Raw genomic sequence first — 16,162 nt, forward strand, 5'->3', positions numbered from 1 at the left:
TCGCCGGAGGCGGGGACGGGCGCGTCCTGCGCCCCTCCCCCCACAGACCGGCCGCCGGAGGCGGTCGGACCCGCACCGGCGGAGCCCGGGGCCGACGCACCCTGCCCCTCTCCCCCCACAGTCCGGCCGCCGGAGGCGGTCGGACCCGCACCGGCGGGGCGGCGCTCCGGGGCCGGCTTGTCGGCGATGACGACGGCGTCTTCTTCGTCGTACTCGCTCAGGTGGACCGTGACGCGTTCCACCAGGGAGGTCGGCAGGTTCTTGCCGACGTAGTCGGCGCGGATGGGCAGCTCGCGGTGGCCGCGGTCGACCAGGACCGCGAGCTGGACCGCCTTGGGCCGGCCGATGTCACCGATCGCGTCCAGCGCGGCGCGGATCGTCCGGCCGGAGAACAGCACGTCGTCGACCAGGACGACCACCTTGCCGTCGATCCCGCCCGGCGGGATGTCGGTGTGCTCGAGCGCGCGAGCCGGCTTCAGGCCGATGTCGTCGCGGTACATCGTCACGTCGAGTGAGCCCGTGGGCACACTGCGCTCCTCGACCGCGGCGATGCGGTCGCGGATGCGGGTCGCCAGACCCACTCCGCGGGTGGGGATGCCGAGCAGGACGACCGGGTCGGCACCCCGGTTGCGCTCGAGGATCTCGTGCGCGATCCGGGTCAGTGCCCGGGAAATGTCGGATGCATCAAGAACTGTGCGCGGCGCCGCGTGCGAGTCGTTCGACTCGTGCGTGGTCGGGGCAGGGTTCATCGCAACCGTTCCTCCTTTCCCGCCTCACCGGACGGGTCTTTAAAGGACGTTCGGACCACTTGACATGCTATCGGAAGTGACACGCCGTCTTGACGCTGGCCTCCGGCCCGGAATATTGTTACTCTGTGTAACCGTGGGGGGTTCGGCCAACGGCCCATACCTAGGGGCCGTTGGTTTTCACCGCGAAATGACCACAAGTCGGAGGGAAGAACCAGCGTGCCTAGCGAATACGCGAAGACACTGGGTGGCAAGCTACGCGCCATCCGCCAGCAGCAAGGACTGTCGCTGCACGGCGTGGAAGAGAAGTCCAAGGGTCGCTGGAAGGCGGTCGTCGTCGGCTCGTACGAGCGCGGCGATCGGGCCGTCACGGTCCAGAAGCTCGCGGAGCTCGCCGATTTCTACGGCGTGCCGATCCGTGAGCTGCTTCCTGGATCAGCCAGCGCGGCCGCCGCGGCAGCCGCTCCGCCCAGGTTGAAGCTCGACCTGGAGGCTCTGCAGCACCTCGACGCGAGCGAGGCCGGTCCGCTCACGCGGTACGCGGCCACGATCCAGGCTCAGCGTGGGGACTACAACGGAAAGGTGCTGTCGATCCGGCAGGACGACATGCGCACGCTCGCCGTGATCTACGACGAGTCGCCGACCACACTCACCGAGCGCTTCATCTCGTGGGGCGTGCTGAACCCGGAGGCGAAGGGCGACGTCGACGACGCGTCCGAGGCCGCCGGCGCCTGAGCAGTACGGCGTGACCATGACGGTCGGGGCTCGTAGCAGCTTGCCCACGGCCGCCTGCCCGCCTCACTTCACTGTGGTGGGCCACCTGAACGATCTGCAGTCAGCAGCTGGACGCGCCCGTCGCACGCCCAGCTGACCCGCAAGTCCTCGGCGCTCCACGGCCGGGGAACCACCTTTGTCGCACGCCAGGCGCAGACCCTGAATCCGCGCCGCGACGCACGGGTCGCCGTTGACGCAGGACCTAGTGAGGAAGAGCTGCACACAGGCAGCACGAGCCGGCACCGTTCGCGGTGGCAGCTCGATCAGGCCGGGGCCGTTCCCCCCGCGCCGCACACGGGGACGCAGAGTCGGCCCGGGACCGCACCGAGGCGGTACCGGGCCCGATCCTTTTCGTACGCCGTACGCCGAACCAGCGCTTCGGTGACCGCCAGGGTGACGCGGTTCGCCAGCTCGCCGGGCGCGCCGACGCCCGACCCGCGCTCGCCGGCACCAAGTAGTTGCCACCCGATCCAACTCAGGCGGCCATCACCTTCGGGCGCTCAAACCCCCAGCGTCGGCTTCAGCTGCAGCAGTCGCGCCAGCAGCCCGTTCACGAACGCCGGCGACTCGTCGGTCGACAGGTCCCGCGCGAGCGACACCGCCTCGGACACCGCGACCACGTCCGGCACCTGCTCGTCGAAGAGCAGTTCGTACACGCCGATCCGCAGGATGTTGCGGTCGACGGCGGGCATCCGGTCCAGCGTCCAGCCGACCGAGTGCGTCCCGAGCAGGTCGTCGATCGCGGAGATGTGCTCCGCGACCCCCTCGACCAGCGCCACGGTGAACTCGTTCACCGGCGGGTCGTTGTCGGCCACGCGGTCGGACAGCGTGCCGCCGACCGGCAGGCCACGCACCTCCGACTCGTACAGCACGTCGAGGGCGCGCTTGCGGGCCTTGCTACGGGCAGACATGTTCGGTTGTCAGCTCCAGCCGATGACGGGCGGTCAGGACGTGACGCGGCCGAGGTAGTCCCCGGTCCGGGTGTCCACCTTGACCTTCTCGCCGGTAGTCAGGAACAGCGGGACGTTGATCGTGTACCCGGTCTCCAGCTTGGCGGGCTTGGTACCGCCGGTGGAGCGGTCGCCCTGCAGGCCAGGCTCGGTGTACTCCACGGTGAGCTCGACCGAGGCCGGCAGCTCGACGTACAGCGGGAGCTCGTTGTGCACCGCGACGATGGCGTCCTGGTTCTCCAGCAGGAAGTGCGAGGCGTCGCCGACCGTGTCCGGCTGGATCGTCAGCTGCTCGTAGGTCTGCTTGTCCATGAAGACGTACGCCGCGCCGTCGTTGTACAGGTAGGTCATGTCGCGCTTGTCGACGTTGGCCACCTCGACCTTGACGTCGGCGTTGAAGGTCTTGTCGACCACCTTGCCGGACAGCACGTTCTTCAGCTTGGTCCGCATCACGGCACCGCCCTTACCGGGCTTGTGGTGCTGGAACCAGACGACGGACCACAGCTGCCCATCCAGGTTGAGCACCATGCCGTTCTTGAGGTCGTTCGTCGATGCCACGCGTGGGAACCCTTCGAAATCGATCAGCGGTACACCGGATTGTAGCGGTCGGGATGCCGATCGGCCGATTCGTCCGGACCCGGCGGGCCCTACGCTGGAGGCGGCAGGTCTGTCAGCACCGCCGAGAGAGGGTCCACCGATGTTCTCGTTCTTCGTTCCGGTGATCGTCGTGATCGTGATCATGATCGTCACCCGGCGGCTCAACGCGCAGGCCAACAACGGCAAGCAGTCCGGCACGCTCACGCCGCGGATGCAGCGGATGATCGAGAAGATGCAGGCCCAGCAGGGCTTCCAGCCGCCCACGCCGCAGGGTCAGTACACGCAGCCGGCCGCAGGCCACGGCAGCCCGGGACACGCGGGGTCGACCGTGCAGAGCTCGGCGCAGATGGCGGGTCAGCACAACAACCAGTACCACGGGCCGGCGCCGTACGCGGGCGCTCCGACGCAGGCGATGCCGTACGCCCAGATGGGTCAGTTCCAGCCGGGGCAGTTCCAGCAGCCGGCGCCTTGGTACCCGCCGCAGGCTCAGCCGCAGCGCGCCGTACAGCCGAAGCCGGCACAGCGCGACCTGGACAGCCGGGTGCGCGAGCTGATGAAGGCCGGCAACGAGGTCGGCGCGGTGCGGCTGCTGTGTGACGAGCAGGATCTGGGGATCATCGACGCGCAGAAGCGGGCGCGGTCGCTGGCCGCGCCAGCCGGTGGGAACGTCGGCCGGAACGGAGGCGGGTCGCCCGAGCGCGAGGCGCCTCCGGCGAAGGAGACCGCGCAGGATCGGGAGACCCGGTACGTCGGCTCGGCGGCGTTCGCCGACTCGCTCTTCGACACCAACCGCGACGAGAACGAGGCCTGGGCCAGCGGCTGGATCGACAAGCCCGAGGCCGAGGACCGCTCCGACATGGACGAGCTGTGGAAGACGGTCCGCGACCACGGCCGGACCCAGTAGGGCCCGCGCTCAGTCCAGGCAGAACTCGTTGCCCTCGACGTCCTGCATCACGATGCAGGACTCGTTGATGCCGTCGGCCTTCAGCAGCCGTTCGCGGACCGCGCCGAGCGCGACCAGTCGGGTGCACTCGGCCTCGAGCTTGGCGAGGCGCTCCGCACCCACGAGCCCGGTGCCGACCCGTACGTCGAGGTGCACGCGGTTCTTGACGACCTTGCCCTCGGGAACCCGCTGGAAGAACAACCGCGGCCCCACGCCGGCCGGATCGACGCAGGCGAACGCCGAGCCCTGAGCCTCGGGCGGCAGCGAGGCGGCGAACTCCTCCCAGCTCGCGAAGCCTTCCGGAGGCGGCGGTACGACGTACCCGAGCACCTCGCACCAGAAGCGAGCGACGCGCTCGGGATCCGCGCAGTCGAAGGTGACCTGGAACTGCTTGACCTCTGCCATCGGGCCAGCCTATTCGGTCCAGATCGGCGTGACGACGGTGTTTCTGGTCCGGAAGTGCGGGCCGGCCGGCAGGTCCGTCGTACCGGCTGGATGGACGAGGAACACCGGGTCGGGCTTGCCCCGGCGTACGGCGTCCCAGGCGCGGACCTGCCCGGCGACCTCTTCCGCGAGCAGCACCGCCGCAGGGCCGTGCGCGCGAACCCCGACCTCGATCAGGTTGCGCTGCGGGCCGGGCTGCGAAGTGAGGTAGGCGAGCGTCCCGTCGCGGACGACGGCCGCGCCGCCCCAGCGCAGCGCCGGCCGGACGAGTCGCTTCTTCACCGCGGCGCGGCCGGCCGACATCACGCAGTACTCCTCGAACACCGACGCGAGCCAGAGGTCGAGCTGGCAGAACGGCTCCTCGCGATCCATCAGAACGCGCGTCCATCGGACGAACCCCGCGCCGTCCAGCGCCGGCTGGTCGATCTCCTGGTCCGCGTCGATCCGGAGTACGACGTCCTCCCCCGCGACCTGCACCGCGCGCTCGTGCGCGGCTCCGGTGCCCTGCATCTCGACGAATCCACAGATCACGCTGGAGCGGCTCTCGAGGGTCCCGTCGGCCTGGAGGTCCAGTGCGAGTGAGCGGGTCTGGCCGCGAACGCGGAGCGGGACGACGATCCGGCCGCTGGTCGCCAGCTGCTCCACCCAGGCCGGGGCGATGTCGTTCGCCGTCACCGTGACGACGATCCGGTCGTACGGCGCGTGGGGCTTCCAGCCTTCGATGCCGTCGGTCCTCACGACCTTGACCTGCTCGTACCCCGCCGATTGGAGTGTTGCCGACGCCCGGTCGGTGACGTCCGGGTCGATGTCGATCGTGGTGACCTCGCCGTCGGGCTTGGCCAGTTCCCACAGCAGCGCCGCGTTGTAGCCGCCGGAGCCGATCTCGAGGACCCGGTGCCCCGGCTCGACGCCGGCCTGCTGCAGCATCAGCGCGACGATCGACGGCTGCGACACCGAGCTGATCGCGATCCCTGCCGCGTTCTGCTTCATCAGGACGACGTCGTCGGCGTACGCGGTCTCGACGGAAACCTCCGGGATGAACACGTGCCGCGGCACGGCCCCGAACGCCGCCGCGACGCGCTCGTCGGAGAGCGCTCCCTGCTCCCTCAACCCCACGACCAGGCCCGCGCGCAACGCCCCGGCGTACTCGGAGTCGTTGCCCACAGCATCCATCACGCTCACCAGACCGGTTCGGGGTGTTCCCTCGAACGGTCCAGCCTAGTAGTACGGTGCGGTGTTCTCGCGCGCTGACCGCGCGCGACCGGCGCGCCGCGCCCCGTGACGAAGATGACGCGGTGACCCCTGACTCCCCCACCGCCACCCGTGGGAGGATCTCCAGATGGCGGCCCGGCTAGGTGGTGAGCACAGTGCAACCAGGTAATCACCGACTCGCTGTCCGGGTCCTCGGCCCGGTCGAGATCACCGCCGACTCAGCATCCGGCGACAGCTCGGGGCCTGCCGGTGATACCTCAGGCGCTGCCACCAACTCGCTTCCCGACGGCACCTCGGAGCCCACCGGCGGCTCCTCCCCGCTTCCCGTCGGCGCCCCCGCGTCCTCCCCCAGTTCCCCCGGCGTCGTCGTACGGCAGCCGTTGGTGCGGGCGTTGGCTGTGCGCCTGGCGCTGGCTCGGGGCGACGCGGTCTCCGACGAGATCCTCGTCCGCGACCTCTGGGGCGACGAGGAGCTGTCCCGCCCGTCGGCCCGCTTGCGCGTCCTCGCCTCCCGCCTACGCGGCGCACTCGGCGAAGAGAGCGCGACCTTGGACAGAACCGCGGCCGGGTTCCGCCTGGACGCCTCCGCCGCCGACCTCACCGAGGTCGAGCACCAGGTCGCTCGCCTGGAAACAGCCCGCCGTACAAACCACTGGACCGACGTCCACAACGCAGCCGCCGCCGCCCTCGACTGCTGGCGCGGCGACCCCCTCGAAGACCTGCCCGACCTCCCCTTCGTCATCGCCGAACGCCAGCGACTGGAGTCCCTCTGGGTCGAGCTCCGCCTCGACCGCGTCGAGAGCGGCCTCGAGATCGGTGCCACCGGCATCGACGACGAGCTCGAACTGCTGATCGGCAAGTACCCGCTGCACGAACGCCTGGTCCGCCTCGCCGCGACCGCCGCCGTCCGCGCCGGAGACCTCCAGGGAGCGCTCTCCCGGCTCTCCGACCTCCACGAACGCCTAGCCGACGAGCTCGGCATCGACCCGTCCCCGGAGACCGTCGCCCTCGAGAACCAGCTCCGCCACGGCTCCTCCCCCGCGGCACCTCGCCAACCACCGATCACCGTCTCGTTGCCCCAGGCCCACAAAGCGTTCGTCGGACGCGACCTCGAGTACGCCGATCTGCTGGCGCAGGTCAGCGGCGAGACGCCGTACGCCGGGGTGGTGACGCTGACCGGCGGCGCCGGCGTCGGCAAGACCCGCCTCGCCCGCGAGGTCGCCTGGCGCGAGAGCGCGCGCGGCCGCCGCGTCGGCTGGATCGACCTGGGCTCGCTGGGAACGTCCGACAGCCTGGTCGCCGTACTGGCCGCGATCCTCGGAGTCGACGGCAGCTCCGAGGATCCGCTCGCCCGCTGCGCCGACGAACTGGCCGGTGGGCTGCTCGTCCTCGACAACGCCGAGCACCTCGTCGAGAACACCGCGGCGCTGGTCGAGGCCCTGCTCAAGTACGGCGAAGCGACGTCGATCATCGTCACGTCCCAGCGTTTGCTACGCATCTCCGCCGAGGAAGAACGCCGCGTCGGCCCCCTCGAAGCCGCCGCCGCGGCCGAACTCTTCTGCGACCGAAGCGCCGCCGAACCCGGCCCCGAGGTCGACGCCATCTGCGCCGCCGTCGACCGCCTCCCCCTGGCCATCGAACTGGCCGCCGGTCTCACCCGAACCCTCTCGGTCGCCCAGCTCGCCAAACGCATCGACAACCGCCTCCGCCTCCTCGTCCGCGGCCCCCGAGACGCCGGCATCCGCCACACCAGCCTCCGCGCGGCCCTCGACTGGAGCCACGAACTCCTCGAAACCCCCGAACGAGTAGCCCTCAGACGCCTAGCCGTCTTCGCCGGCGGCTTCACCGCAGAGGCCGCCCACGCGGTGATCGCCGACCCCAACACCCGAGCGACGACCGCTCTCCCCGGCATCACCCCACGCCCGGCGACTTCGCCATCCGACGGAACCCCACCGGCGAGCACTCTCCCCAGCACCTCCCCGCGCCCGGCCACTTCACCCTCCGGTGGAGCCCGAGCAGTGAGCGCTCTCCCCGGAACGTCCCCGGCCCCGGCGACCTCACCCTCCGACGAAGCCCAACCGGCGACCACCGCCAGCGACCCCGCGGATGGCCGCCGCGACACCCCGACGCGAGGCGACGCCGCTTTCCAAGCGGGGAGCGCTCTCCCCCGCACCTCGGCGGAGGCCGAGCCTTCCGACGTACTGGCCCCGGAAGACATCGGCGGGATCCTGGCCGAGCTCGTCGAGCGGTGCGTACTGACCGTTGAGAGTGGCGCCGAGGGGATCCGTTTCCGGCTGCTGGAGACAGTGCGCGACTACGCGTTCGAGCGGTTGCGCGAGGCCGCCGAGGAGGAAGTGCTGCGGGGGCGGCACGTGGAGTGGTACGGCTTCTTCGTCCGGCAGTACGAGGGCATGGGCGCCCGGAACAACACGGGCGTCGGCGCCGAAGAGGCCAACCTGCTCGCCGCCGTCGATTGGTGCCTGGGCGAAGGCGCCCAAGCCGAGAAGGTCAGCGCCCTGGTCTCACCCCTCTGGTGGTACTGGCCCGGCCGCGGCCTGATGCTCGAAGCCTCCCACTGGCTCGAGCGATCCCTGGCCGAGCTCGCGCCGGATTCCGAGGAGTACGCCGGCGGCCTGAGCACGCTCGCCAGTCTCACCCGCAACCGCGGCCTGATCCCCGAAGCGCGCGCAATCGGAGAGCGCTCCCTCGCAGCATTCCGCGAACTCGGCGACGAGGAACGCGTGACCATCGGCCTGATGTCCCTCACCCGAACCTGCCTCGCCCAGGGCGACATGGTCGCGACGCTCACGCACGCGGAGGAAGTCGAGCAGCGCTGCCGAGCCGACGACCGCGTCACCCGCCGCGCCCGCGCCTCAGCCCTCAACTACATGGGCCTGGCCCACCGCAACCTCCGCCACGCCCCGCAAGCAACCGCTCTCTTCGAGGCCGCCCGCGACCACTGGCAGGAGATCGAGGACTTCGGCGGCGTCGCCATCGCGATGGAGAACCTGGCCATCGTCGCCCGCCAAACCGGCCAGCACGACGTCGCCCGCACCTGGGCGATCGAGAGCCTCCGCAGAGCCCGGGAGAGCGCGTTCTCGATGGGCATGTGCGGCGCCCTCGAGTCCATCGCCTGCCTGGCCGTAGCCCAGGGCCGCCCCGAGGAGGCCCTCGAACTCCTGGCCGCCACCGCCCACCACCGAGACAAACTGGGCCTCCCCGTCCAGGTCCCCGACGAACTCGACGACCTGTCCACCGCCCGCACCACGGCGTACGACGCCCTGGGCCCCACTGCCCCCAAGATCACCGAGGCCTCCCAAGACCTCCCCCTCAACACCCTCGCCGACCGCTACCTCACCTGACGGCCCCTGCTTTCCCCCGCCCTCTCACGAGACCAGCGCCGCCCGCGCCAACCTCCCCACAGCCCGCGATCGCGAGGTCGCGGCGACCCCGCCCCTCGCAACGCCCACCACCCAACACACCGGCACCGCCCGAGCGCGGCGGGCCACCTACCCGCACGCCGCACCGCGAGCTGGCGCCCGCCCGCGGGCCGAGCGGCGTACGGGCCGGAGCGCGCGCTCCGCGTCGTACTGGTTTGCTCCTCCCGGCGGCACCCTCCAACGCCGGGTGGAGATCAGGGTGCGGCCGCCGGTGATGGCCGGCGGCCGCGAGGTCAGATCAGGCCTTCGCGCAGGGCGTAGGCGACGGCGTGGGAGCGGTTGCGGAGTTGCAGGCGGCTGGTGATGTCGTGCAGGACGTTCTTCACCGTGCGCTCGGAGTACGACAGCTCGCGGGCGATCTCCTGTGTGTCCTTGCCGTCGGCAACGAGTCGCAAGACCTGGGTCTCGCGGTCCGACAACCCCGTCCGGGACAGACCGCGCGGCGCGAGTACGTGGCGCTGCATGCGGGAGACCTGGCCGAGGAGCCGGCCGAGCAGGTCCGGCGGCAGGCTGCCGTCACCCGCGGCGGCGGTCTGCAGCAGGTGGACGATCCGGTCGGCCGTCGCTTCGGCTCGCCGCAGTACGCCGGAGACGCCCAGCTCGACCGCGGCCATCAACGCGTCGTCGTCGATCGTGCTGCTGATCAGTACCGTACGGCGGCAGCCGCGCTGCGTCGCCGACCGGAGTACCTGCACCGCGACCGGGTCGAGCGAGTCGACGGCGATCAGCGCGACCACTGGCGGGGCGGGGCGCTGGTCATTCGGCTGCTGGATCCCGGGCAGGTCGGCTTCGCTCACGAGAGCGATCTCCGGCCGCGGCCTGAGCGCGTGCACCAGGCCGAACTGCGAGAGCGGATCGGCCGCCTTCACCCAGACGGGTATCCGGCGCTGTTTCACAGGCATCACTCCCCCAGCGCGTTGAACGGAACGGATCGCATCCGCAGTCACAGGAACCCCCAAGCTCGTCGAATCCGTCGTGGCCCCGAGCGGCGCTGCCCTTTCAGGCAACTCCGGCGCTCACCGCCGGCCGCCGCGGTCGTGCCCTGTGGTCCCCCGAAGGACCTCCGCAAGGTTCGACCGCCGCGGCCGGCGGCTTGCGCCGTTCCCCCGGGACCCCGACCCAAAAACCAGCCTGCCCGCTCCCCGTTTCACCGGCGTCTCACACCCGTTTCATGCCCTCCCGGAACGCAGGTCTGCCCGGGAGGCCTGCCCCCATGGCCAGCCGTTCGGGCAGCCGGACAGCACGGTGCAATCTCTTGGAGACGAGGTCGCGCGAGGGTGAGGATCCGCGCGGACTTGGAGTGCGGGGAGCACTGCAGCCAGTCGTCGGCGCGGGCCGTGTTCACACGGACCCCGTCGGGCGTCGCCTGCGCCTGCGCTGGGCTGGGCTGTGCTCCTGGAGTGTGGAGCGGACCTGCAGCACTCACCAAGCTCGGGCCGTACGCCGCCGGCCCGCGTGGGAGTGGCGTCGAGGCAGCCGCGGGGAGTGGTTAGTGAGTGGTGAGCGTCCGCTTGACCGGCTCAGCCCGGTGCTCGGCCGGGCCGGACTCCCCTGGGCGGCCGCCTGCAGACAGTCGCCTCAGCGCCCGCGTTCGCGGCGGGCTCGCGTGAGAGTGCGTCGATCGAGCTGGGGAAGTGGTTGGTGCGCGTTCGGGTGGAGACGCTGGCTTTCAGCCTGCGCCGGAACGGATTGTTGGCGTGTGGAACGGACCTGCAGCACTCACCAAGCTCGGGCCGGGCGCCGCGGTCCCGCGTGAGAGTGGCGTCGAGGGAGCCTCAGGGAGTGGTTGGTGAGTGGTGCGCGTTCAGGGGCAAGGTCCGGGGGCGTCGCCTGCTGCTCGGGGTTCGGGCGGCGCGAGGTCGCGCGGGTGAGGAACCGCGCGGACTGGAGAGCGGCTCGGCTGGGCGCTGAGGGGGTCAGTCCGTGAGGGTGGTGAGGGCGCGCAGGGCCAGGCGGTAGGAGTTCAGGCCGAAGCCGGCGATGGTGCCGGTGGCTACGGCGGCTACGACGCTGGTGTGGCGGAACTCTTCGCGGGCTGCGGGGTTGCTGATGTGGATTTCGATCAGGGGGGCGGTGCGTTGGGCGCAGGCGTCGCGGAGGGCGTACGAGTAGTGGGTGAACGCGGCGGGGTTGAGGACAACCGGGTACTTGTGGTCGGCGGCCTCGTGGAGCCAGCCGACGAGTTCGGACTCGTCGTCGGTTTGGCGGACCTCTACGGTCAGGCCGAGGTCGGCGCCGGTTTTCTCGCAGTCGGCGACCAGGTCGGCGTACGTCGTCGCGCCGTACACGTCGGGCTCCCGGGAGCCGAGGCGGCCGAGGTTGGGTCCGTTGAGTACTAGCACCTTGCGCGCGGTCACGGGGTCAACCCTAGTGCCCGGTCCTGTGATCGCCCGGGCGACCCAGCAGTTCGGGGCGGCGAGGGCCTGGGCGCGCTCGGTGACTGCGAGCGGATGACAGGCGACGGGCGGCGCGGCCGTCTGTGAGGTGGTGCCGGACCGGCCTCTCATGAAAGTGCCACGAAAGCGTCATGAATGCCTGCCGTGCCTAACTGTCAACAAGCACCAGGTAAATCCAGTAGCAATTTATTCTTTAATGAGAAGTTCTGACGAAAGGACGGTCTGATGAAGATGAAGATGATTCACGCGGGGTCTACGGTTCTCGTTTCCGCAGGATTGCTCTTGGGAAGTCCCGCTGTCGCACAGGCCGGTCAAACTTCTGAAAGCTCGACGCGCGCGTCCGACCTGTCGGTGATCGACCCCATTGGATTCTACGCAGTGTTCATGGCAGAACATCCGAAGAAGGAGAGCCTGTACCTCACGTCGACCACAAAGTTTCAGATGATCTGCTGGTACCAGTGGCCGGGGTTCGAGCGGCGCTCGTACGGCGAGATCAAGTCAGGTAAGCATTCCGGCAAGTTCGGAAACATAGATCTGAAGTGGGTCAAGGACGAGATCGTCGTAGATCGTTGCAAGTAATTCGCAGACGCCATTGACACGAGGAGGATCGAAACGATGAAGCTCATGCAAGGATTACTGGCGGCCGGGATGGTTGCCGGCTCGGCGCTGACTCCTGTATCCGCAGGTGCGAGCACCCCGGCAGAGCGTGGATCTGTACCGGCTACGGCCGCGGGTGGTGGTTCAACCATCGGGACCGATTGGGAAGTCATTGTCAGCCGGGATGATGGTGTCGCTCTCGAAGTCAAGGGAGGCACCAAGTTTCAGATGTGGTGCTGGTACGACGGATTCACCATGCCTCCTTTGCACGGAAGGTATTTCCACGGAAAAATCCCGTCCGGCAGATTTGATGGATCAATGGTGAACGTGTGGGGAAACGATGTCAGAAACCAGAAGTCAGTGCCGCACTGCTAGTAGACGGCACGGCTCCGTGGCTGGAGCAGTTCGGCCGGGAGGGCGGCGGGTTGAAGACGAGGCCGGGGACCGCGCCAGGCACCGGGCCGGTCGTCGTACCGGCTAGCTGACTTCGGCGTATGCCGCGACCAGCAGGCTCGGGTCGGGCGCCTCCAGGATCGTCGGCTTGGCGAGCGCGTCGAGGATGACGAACCGGAGGCGGTCCGCCCTCGTCTTCTTGTCGAGCTTCATCGCGTCCTGCAGGTGGGGCCAGGCGTCGGGGCGGTAGGTGACCGGCAGGCCGAGGGACTGCAGGACCTCGCGGTGGCGATCGGCGGTGGCGTCGTCCAGCCGCCCGGCCGCGCGGGCGAGCTCGGCGACGAACACCATGCCGATGCTGATCGCGGCGCCGTGGCGCCACTTGTACCGCTCGGTGCGCTCGATCGCGTGGCCGAGCGTGTGGCCGTAGTTGAGCGCCTCGCGCCCGATCGCTCCCCCGGCGGTGGTCGTCCGCTCGCGCAGGTCGGCACCGACGCTGTCGGCCTTCACCTGGATCGAGCGGGCGATCAGTTCCTCGGTGTGCTCGTACGCCGGGCTGACGGCGCCCGCCGGATCCTTCTCGACCAGGTCGAGGATCACCGGGTCGGCGATGAACCCGCACTTCACGACCTCGGCGAGCCCGCTCACGTAGTCGTTGCGAGGCAGGGTCTCGAGCGCGGCCAGGTCGCACAGCACGCCGGCCGGCTCCCAGAACGCGCCGACCAGGTTCTTGCCCTCGGCCGTGTTGATGCCGGTCTTGCCGCCGACGGCCGCGTCGACCATGCCGAGCAGCGTGGTCGGGATGTGCACGACCTTCACCCCGCGCAACCAGGTCGCCGCGACGAACCCGGCCAGGTCGGTGGTCGTCCCGCCACCGATCGACACCACCGCGTCCGACCGGGTGAACCCGGCCTGCCCGAGCACCGTCCAGCAGTACGCGAGTACCTCCGCGGACTTGGCCTCCTCGGCGTCCGGGATCTCGATCGCGTGCGCGGTGTACCCGGCCGAGACCAGGTCGTCGCGGATCGCGTCCCCGCTGGTGCGCAGCGCGCGCGGATGGATCACGGCGACCCGCTGGACGTCGTCGCCGAGCAGTCCGGGCAGCTGACCGAGCAGGTTGTTGCCGATGACAACGTCGTACGGCGCGGCCGCCGCGACGGTGATCCGCCGGGCGACGCCGGAGCCCGCGGACGGGGAAGAGGCAGGCGCCGCGCCCGGGGCGGAGCCCACCGCAGCCGGGGCGGAGGCGGAACCACCCGTGGTGGTGGCGGACCCGGAGGTCGCCGGGGCGGAACCACCCGCGGTGGTGGCGGACCCGGAGGTCGCTGGGGCGGAGCCGGCCGGGGTGGTGACGGACCCGGAAGCCGCCGGGGCGGAGCCGGCCGAGCCGGACGCGGGCGGCGTTGGGCCGGTGGTGCTGTCGGTCATCCGAGGTGCTCCACGATCTCGCGCGCGATCTCTTCCGGGGACCGGCCGTCGGTGGTCACCGTGTGCTTGGCGACCTCGGCGTACAGCGGTCGCCGGGCGTCCATCAGGTTCTTCAGCTGGGTCCGCACGTTGCCGAGCAGCAGCGGCCGGGCAACCCCCAGACCGACGCGCTTGGCGGCCTCGCCGATCGAGACGTCGAGGAAGACGACCGTGTGTCCCGCCAGATCCGCGCGGGTGTCGGCGTCGAGGATCGCGCCGCCGCCCAGGGACAGGACGACGCCGTCAGCCTTCAGCGCCGCGACGATCGCCGCCCGCTCCAGCTCCCGGAACACCGGCTCCCCGGAGTCCACGAAGATGTCCGAGATCGGCTTGCCCGCCCCGGTCTCCACGTCCGTGTCGGTGTCGCGATGGACAGCGCCGAGCTTGGCCGACAGCAGCTCCGCAACCGTCGACTTGCCCGAGCCGGGCGGACCAACCAGTACGACGACCGGCCCAGCCGAAGCGCCGGCGGGCGCCGAAGGGTCGCCGACGGAGCGGGCCTCGCCGGAGCCGGCGCCGCCGGACCGGGCCTCGCCGGAGCGGGCCTCACCGGAATGGGCCTCGCCAGAGCGGACCTCGCCCGACCGGACCTCGCCCGACCGGACCTCGCCCGACCGGACCTCGCCCGACCGGACCTCGCCCGACCGGACCTCGCCCGACCGGACCTCGCCGGAACGGGCCTCACCGGAACGGGCGTCGCCGGGCACACTCGCGTCGCTCACTCCGCACCCCACGCACGCGGCTGGATCGTGCCCGGCAGGCCGTCCAGGTACGACCGGTGGTTGCGGGTCGTCTCGACCAGCGAGTCCCCGCCGAACTTCTCCAGCGACACGTCGGCCAGCACCAGCGCGACCATCGCCTCGGCGACGATCCCGGCCGCCGGTACGGCGCACACGTCCGACCGCTGGTGATGCGCCGCCGCGGCCTCGCCGGTCGCGGTGTCGATCGTCCGCAGCGCCCGCGGCACGGTCGCGATCGGCTTCATCGCGGCGCGCACGCGCAGCGTCTCGCCGGTGCTCATACCGCCCTCGGTGCCGCCCGAGCGGCCGCTCGTCCGCCGTACCGTCCCGTCCTCGGCGACGATCTCGTCGTGCGCCTGCGACCCCGGCGTCCGGGCCAGCTCGAACCCGTCGCCGAGCTCGACGCCCTTGATCGCCTGGATGCCCATCAGCGCGCCGGCCAGCTTCGAGTCCAGCCGCCGGTCCCAGTGCACGTAGCTGCCGAGGCCGGGCGGCAGACCGTCGACGACGACCTCGACGACTCCGCCGAGCGTGTCGCCGGCCTTCTGCGCGGCGTCGATCTCGGCGACCATCGCCTTGCTCGCGTCCGCGTCCAGGCAGCGCACCGGGTCGGCGTCCAGCTTCTCGACGTCCGCGGCCGACGGCAGTACGCCGTACGGCGCCTTGACGGTCCCGAGCTCGACCACGTGGCTGACGATCGTCACGCCGTACGCCTGCTGCAGGAACCGTGCGGCGACCTCGCCGAGCGCGACCCGGGCGGCGGTCTCCCGCGCGCTCGCCCGCTCCAGCACCGGCCGCGCCTCGTCGAACCCGTACTTCTGCATCCCGGCGAGATCCGCGTGACCGGGCCGCGGCCGGGTCAGCGGCGCGTTGCGGGCCAGCTCGGCCAGCGTCTCCGGGTCGACCGGGTCGGCAGCCATCACCTGCTCCCACTTCGGCCACTCGGTGTTGCCGACCTGGATGGCGATCGGGCTGCCGAGTGACAGCCCGTGCCGGAATCCGCCCAGGAAGGTCACCTCGTCCCGCTCGAACTTCATCCGGGCGCCTCGGCCGTAGCCGAGCCGACGACGAGCCAGGGCGTCGGCCACGTGATCCGTGGTGACCTGAACGCCTGCGGGAAGACCTTCGAGTACGGCGACGAGCGCTTGTCCGTGCGACTCGCCGGCGGTGAGCCAGCGCAGCATGGGGCCGATTCTTTCACGCGGCCGGTGACGGCCCGTCGCCAGTCTCACCCGAAGGCCCGGACCGGGATGCAAGATCCCGGTCCGGACGCTGGGATCAGATGCAGTAGATCCCGCCGCGGCAGGTACCGATCTTGGCCTCGGCGGCGGGCAGTTCGGTCTCCAGGTCGCCGAGCACCAGGTCGAGCTCGCGGGCCTCGTCGGTGTGAATGCTGTCCATGTCTGACTCCTTCGGGATCGCCGGATAGGGATGACAGGATTTCGAAGACTAGACAGAACTCC

15 protein-coding genes and 1 pseudogene are annotated in these 16,162 nt (G+C 70.5%); 5 read left to right on the forward strand and 11 right to left on the reverse strand.

Going from position 1 to position 16,162, the window contains the following annotated elements; genetic code table 11:
- Window positions 1-185: 185 nt before the first annotated feature.
- Window positions 186-749 (reverse strand): annotated as a pseudogene (gene pyrR, locus HDA39_RS13995) (bifunctional pyr operon transcriptional regulator/uracil phosphoribosyltransferase PyrR); the annotation flags it as partial.
- Window positions 750-965: 216 nt separating this feature from the next.
- Here pyrR and bldD point away from each other — a divergent pair.
- Complete coding sequence (gene bldD, locus HDA39_RS14000; protein WP_184795648.1) at window positions 966-1,481, forward strand: transcriptional regulator BldD; 516 nt, start codon at window positions 966-968, stop codon at window positions 1,479-1,481.
- Between the two features lie 539 nt (window positions 1,482-2,020).
- On the opposite strand, the gene nusB is transcribed toward bldD, so the two are convergent.
- Together nusB and efp are read right to left on the reverse strand one after the other, a co-directional pair.
- Window positions 2,021-2,431: a transcription antitermination factor NusB gene (gene nusB / locus HDA39_RS14005; protein WP_184795649.1), complete on the reverse strand. Its 411-nt coding sequence runs from the start codon at window positions 2,429-2,431 to the stop codon at window positions 2,021-2,023.
- Between the two features lie 33 nt (window positions 2,432-2,464).
- Window positions 2,465-3,028: an elongation factor P gene (gene efp, locus HDA39_RS14010; protein ID WP_184795650.1), complete on the reverse strand. Its 564-nt coding sequence runs from the start codon at window positions 3,026-3,028 to the stop codon at window positions 2,465-2,467.
- A 139-nt stretch (window positions 3,029-3,167) separates the two neighbouring features.
- On the opposite strand from efp, the gene HDA39_RS14015 reads away from it, so the two are divergent.
- On the forward strand, window positions 3,168-3,971 hold the full coding sequence (locus HDA39_RS14015) for a hypothetical protein (RefSeq protein ID WP_184795651.1): 804 nt from the start codon (window positions 3,168-3,170) through the stop codon (window positions 3,969-3,971).
- Between the two features lie 9 nt (window positions 3,972-3,980).
- On the opposite strand, the gene HDA39_RS14020 is transcribed toward HDA39_RS14015, so the two are convergent.
- Window positions 3,981-4,415, reverse strand: a complete 435-nt coding sequence (locus HDA39_RS14020; protein WP_184795652.1) for a VOC family protein — start codon at window positions 4,413-4,415, stop codon at window positions 3,981-3,983.
- A 9-nt stretch (window positions 4,416-4,424) separates the two neighbouring features.
- On the reverse strand, window positions 4,425-5,627 hold the full coding sequence (gene fxlM / locus HDA39_RS14025) for a methyltransferase, FxLD system (protein WP_184795653.1): 1,203 nt from the start codon (window positions 5,625-5,627) through the stop codon (window positions 4,425-4,427).
- Between the two features lie 185 nt (window positions 5,628-5,812).
- On the opposite strand from fxlM, the gene HDA39_RS14030 reads away from it, so the two are divergent.
- Entirely contained in the window at window positions 5,813-9,028 is a 3,216-nt protein-coding gene (locus HDA39_RS14030) for a BTAD domain-containing putative transcriptional regulator (protein WP_184795654.1), read from the forward strand.
- A 311-nt stretch (window positions 9,029-9,339) separates the two neighbouring features.
- Here HDA39_RS14030 and HDA39_RS14035 read toward each other — a convergent pair whose 3' ends face one another.
- Together HDA39_RS14035 and aroQ are read right to left on the reverse strand one after the other, a co-directional pair.
- Complete coding sequence (locus tag HDA39_RS14035) at window positions 9,340-10,008, reverse strand: helix-turn-helix transcriptional regulator (protein WP_184795655.1); 669 nt, start codon at window positions 10,006-10,008, stop codon at window positions 9,340-9,342.
- Window positions 10,009-11,022: 1,014 nt separating this feature from the next.
- Window positions 11,023-11,463, reverse strand: a complete 441-nt coding sequence (gene aroQ, locus HDA39_RS14040) for a type II 3-dehydroquinate dehydratase (RefSeq protein ID WP_184795656.1) — start codon at window positions 11,461-11,463, stop codon at window positions 11,023-11,025.
- Between the two features lie 264 nt (window positions 11,464-11,727).
- Between aroQ and HDA39_RS14045 the strand changes: the two genes are divergently transcribed.
- Both HDA39_RS14045 and HDA39_RS14050 read left to right on the forward strand, forming a co-directional pair.
- Entirely contained in the window at window positions 11,728-12,081 is a 354-nt protein-coding gene (locus HDA39_RS14045; RefSeq protein WP_184795657.1) for a hypothetical protein, read from the forward strand.
- Between the two features lie 36 nt (window positions 12,082-12,117).
- The gene (locus tag HDA39_RS14050; RefSeq protein WP_184795658.1) at window positions 12,118-12,474 is read left to right on the forward strand and encodes a hypothetical protein; all 357 of its coding nucleotides are present in this window, start codon (window positions 12,118-12,120) and stop codon (window positions 12,472-12,474) included.
- A 102-nt stretch (window positions 12,475-12,576) separates the two neighbouring features.
- Here the strand turns inward: HDA39_RS14050 and aroB are convergent, their stop codons facing one another.
- The 4 genes from aroB to HDA39_RS43240 all read right to left on the reverse strand — a co-directional run bounded on the left by aroB (window position 12,577) and on the right by HDA39_RS43240 (window position 16,100).
- Complete coding sequence (gene aroB / locus HDA39_RS14055; RefSeq protein ID WP_238356052.1) at window positions 12,577-13,920, reverse strand: 3-dehydroquinate synthase; 1,344 nt, start codon at window positions 13,918-13,920, stop codon at window positions 12,577-12,579.
- On the reverse strand, window positions 13,917-14,681 hold the full coding sequence (locus HDA39_RS43705) for a shikimate kinase (protein ID WP_337925743.1): 765 nt from the start codon (window positions 14,679-14,681) through the stop codon (window positions 13,917-13,919). Before HDA39_RS43705 ends, aroB begins: the two co-directional genes overlap by 4 nt.
- Window positions 14,678-15,883, reverse strand: coding sequence for a chorismate synthase (gene aroC, locus HDA39_RS14065; RefSeq protein WP_184795659.1), 1,206 nt, complete (start codon window positions 15,881-15,883; stop codon window positions 14,678-14,680). Before aroC ends, HDA39_RS43705 begins: the two co-directional genes overlap by 4 nt.
- A 94-nt stretch (window positions 15,884-15,977) precedes the next feature.
- Complete coding sequence (locus HDA39_RS43240) at window positions 15,978-16,100, reverse strand: hypothetical protein (RefSeq protein ID WP_273481784.1); 123 nt, start codon at window positions 16,098-16,100, stop codon at window positions 15,978-15,980.
- Window positions 16,101-16,162: the final 62 nt, after the last annotated feature.

The sequence above is a fragment of the Kribbella italica genome, from assembly GCF_014205135.1.
Lineage (GTDB): Bacteria > Actinomycetota > Actinomycetes > Propionibacteriales > Kribbellaceae > Kribbella > Kribbella italica.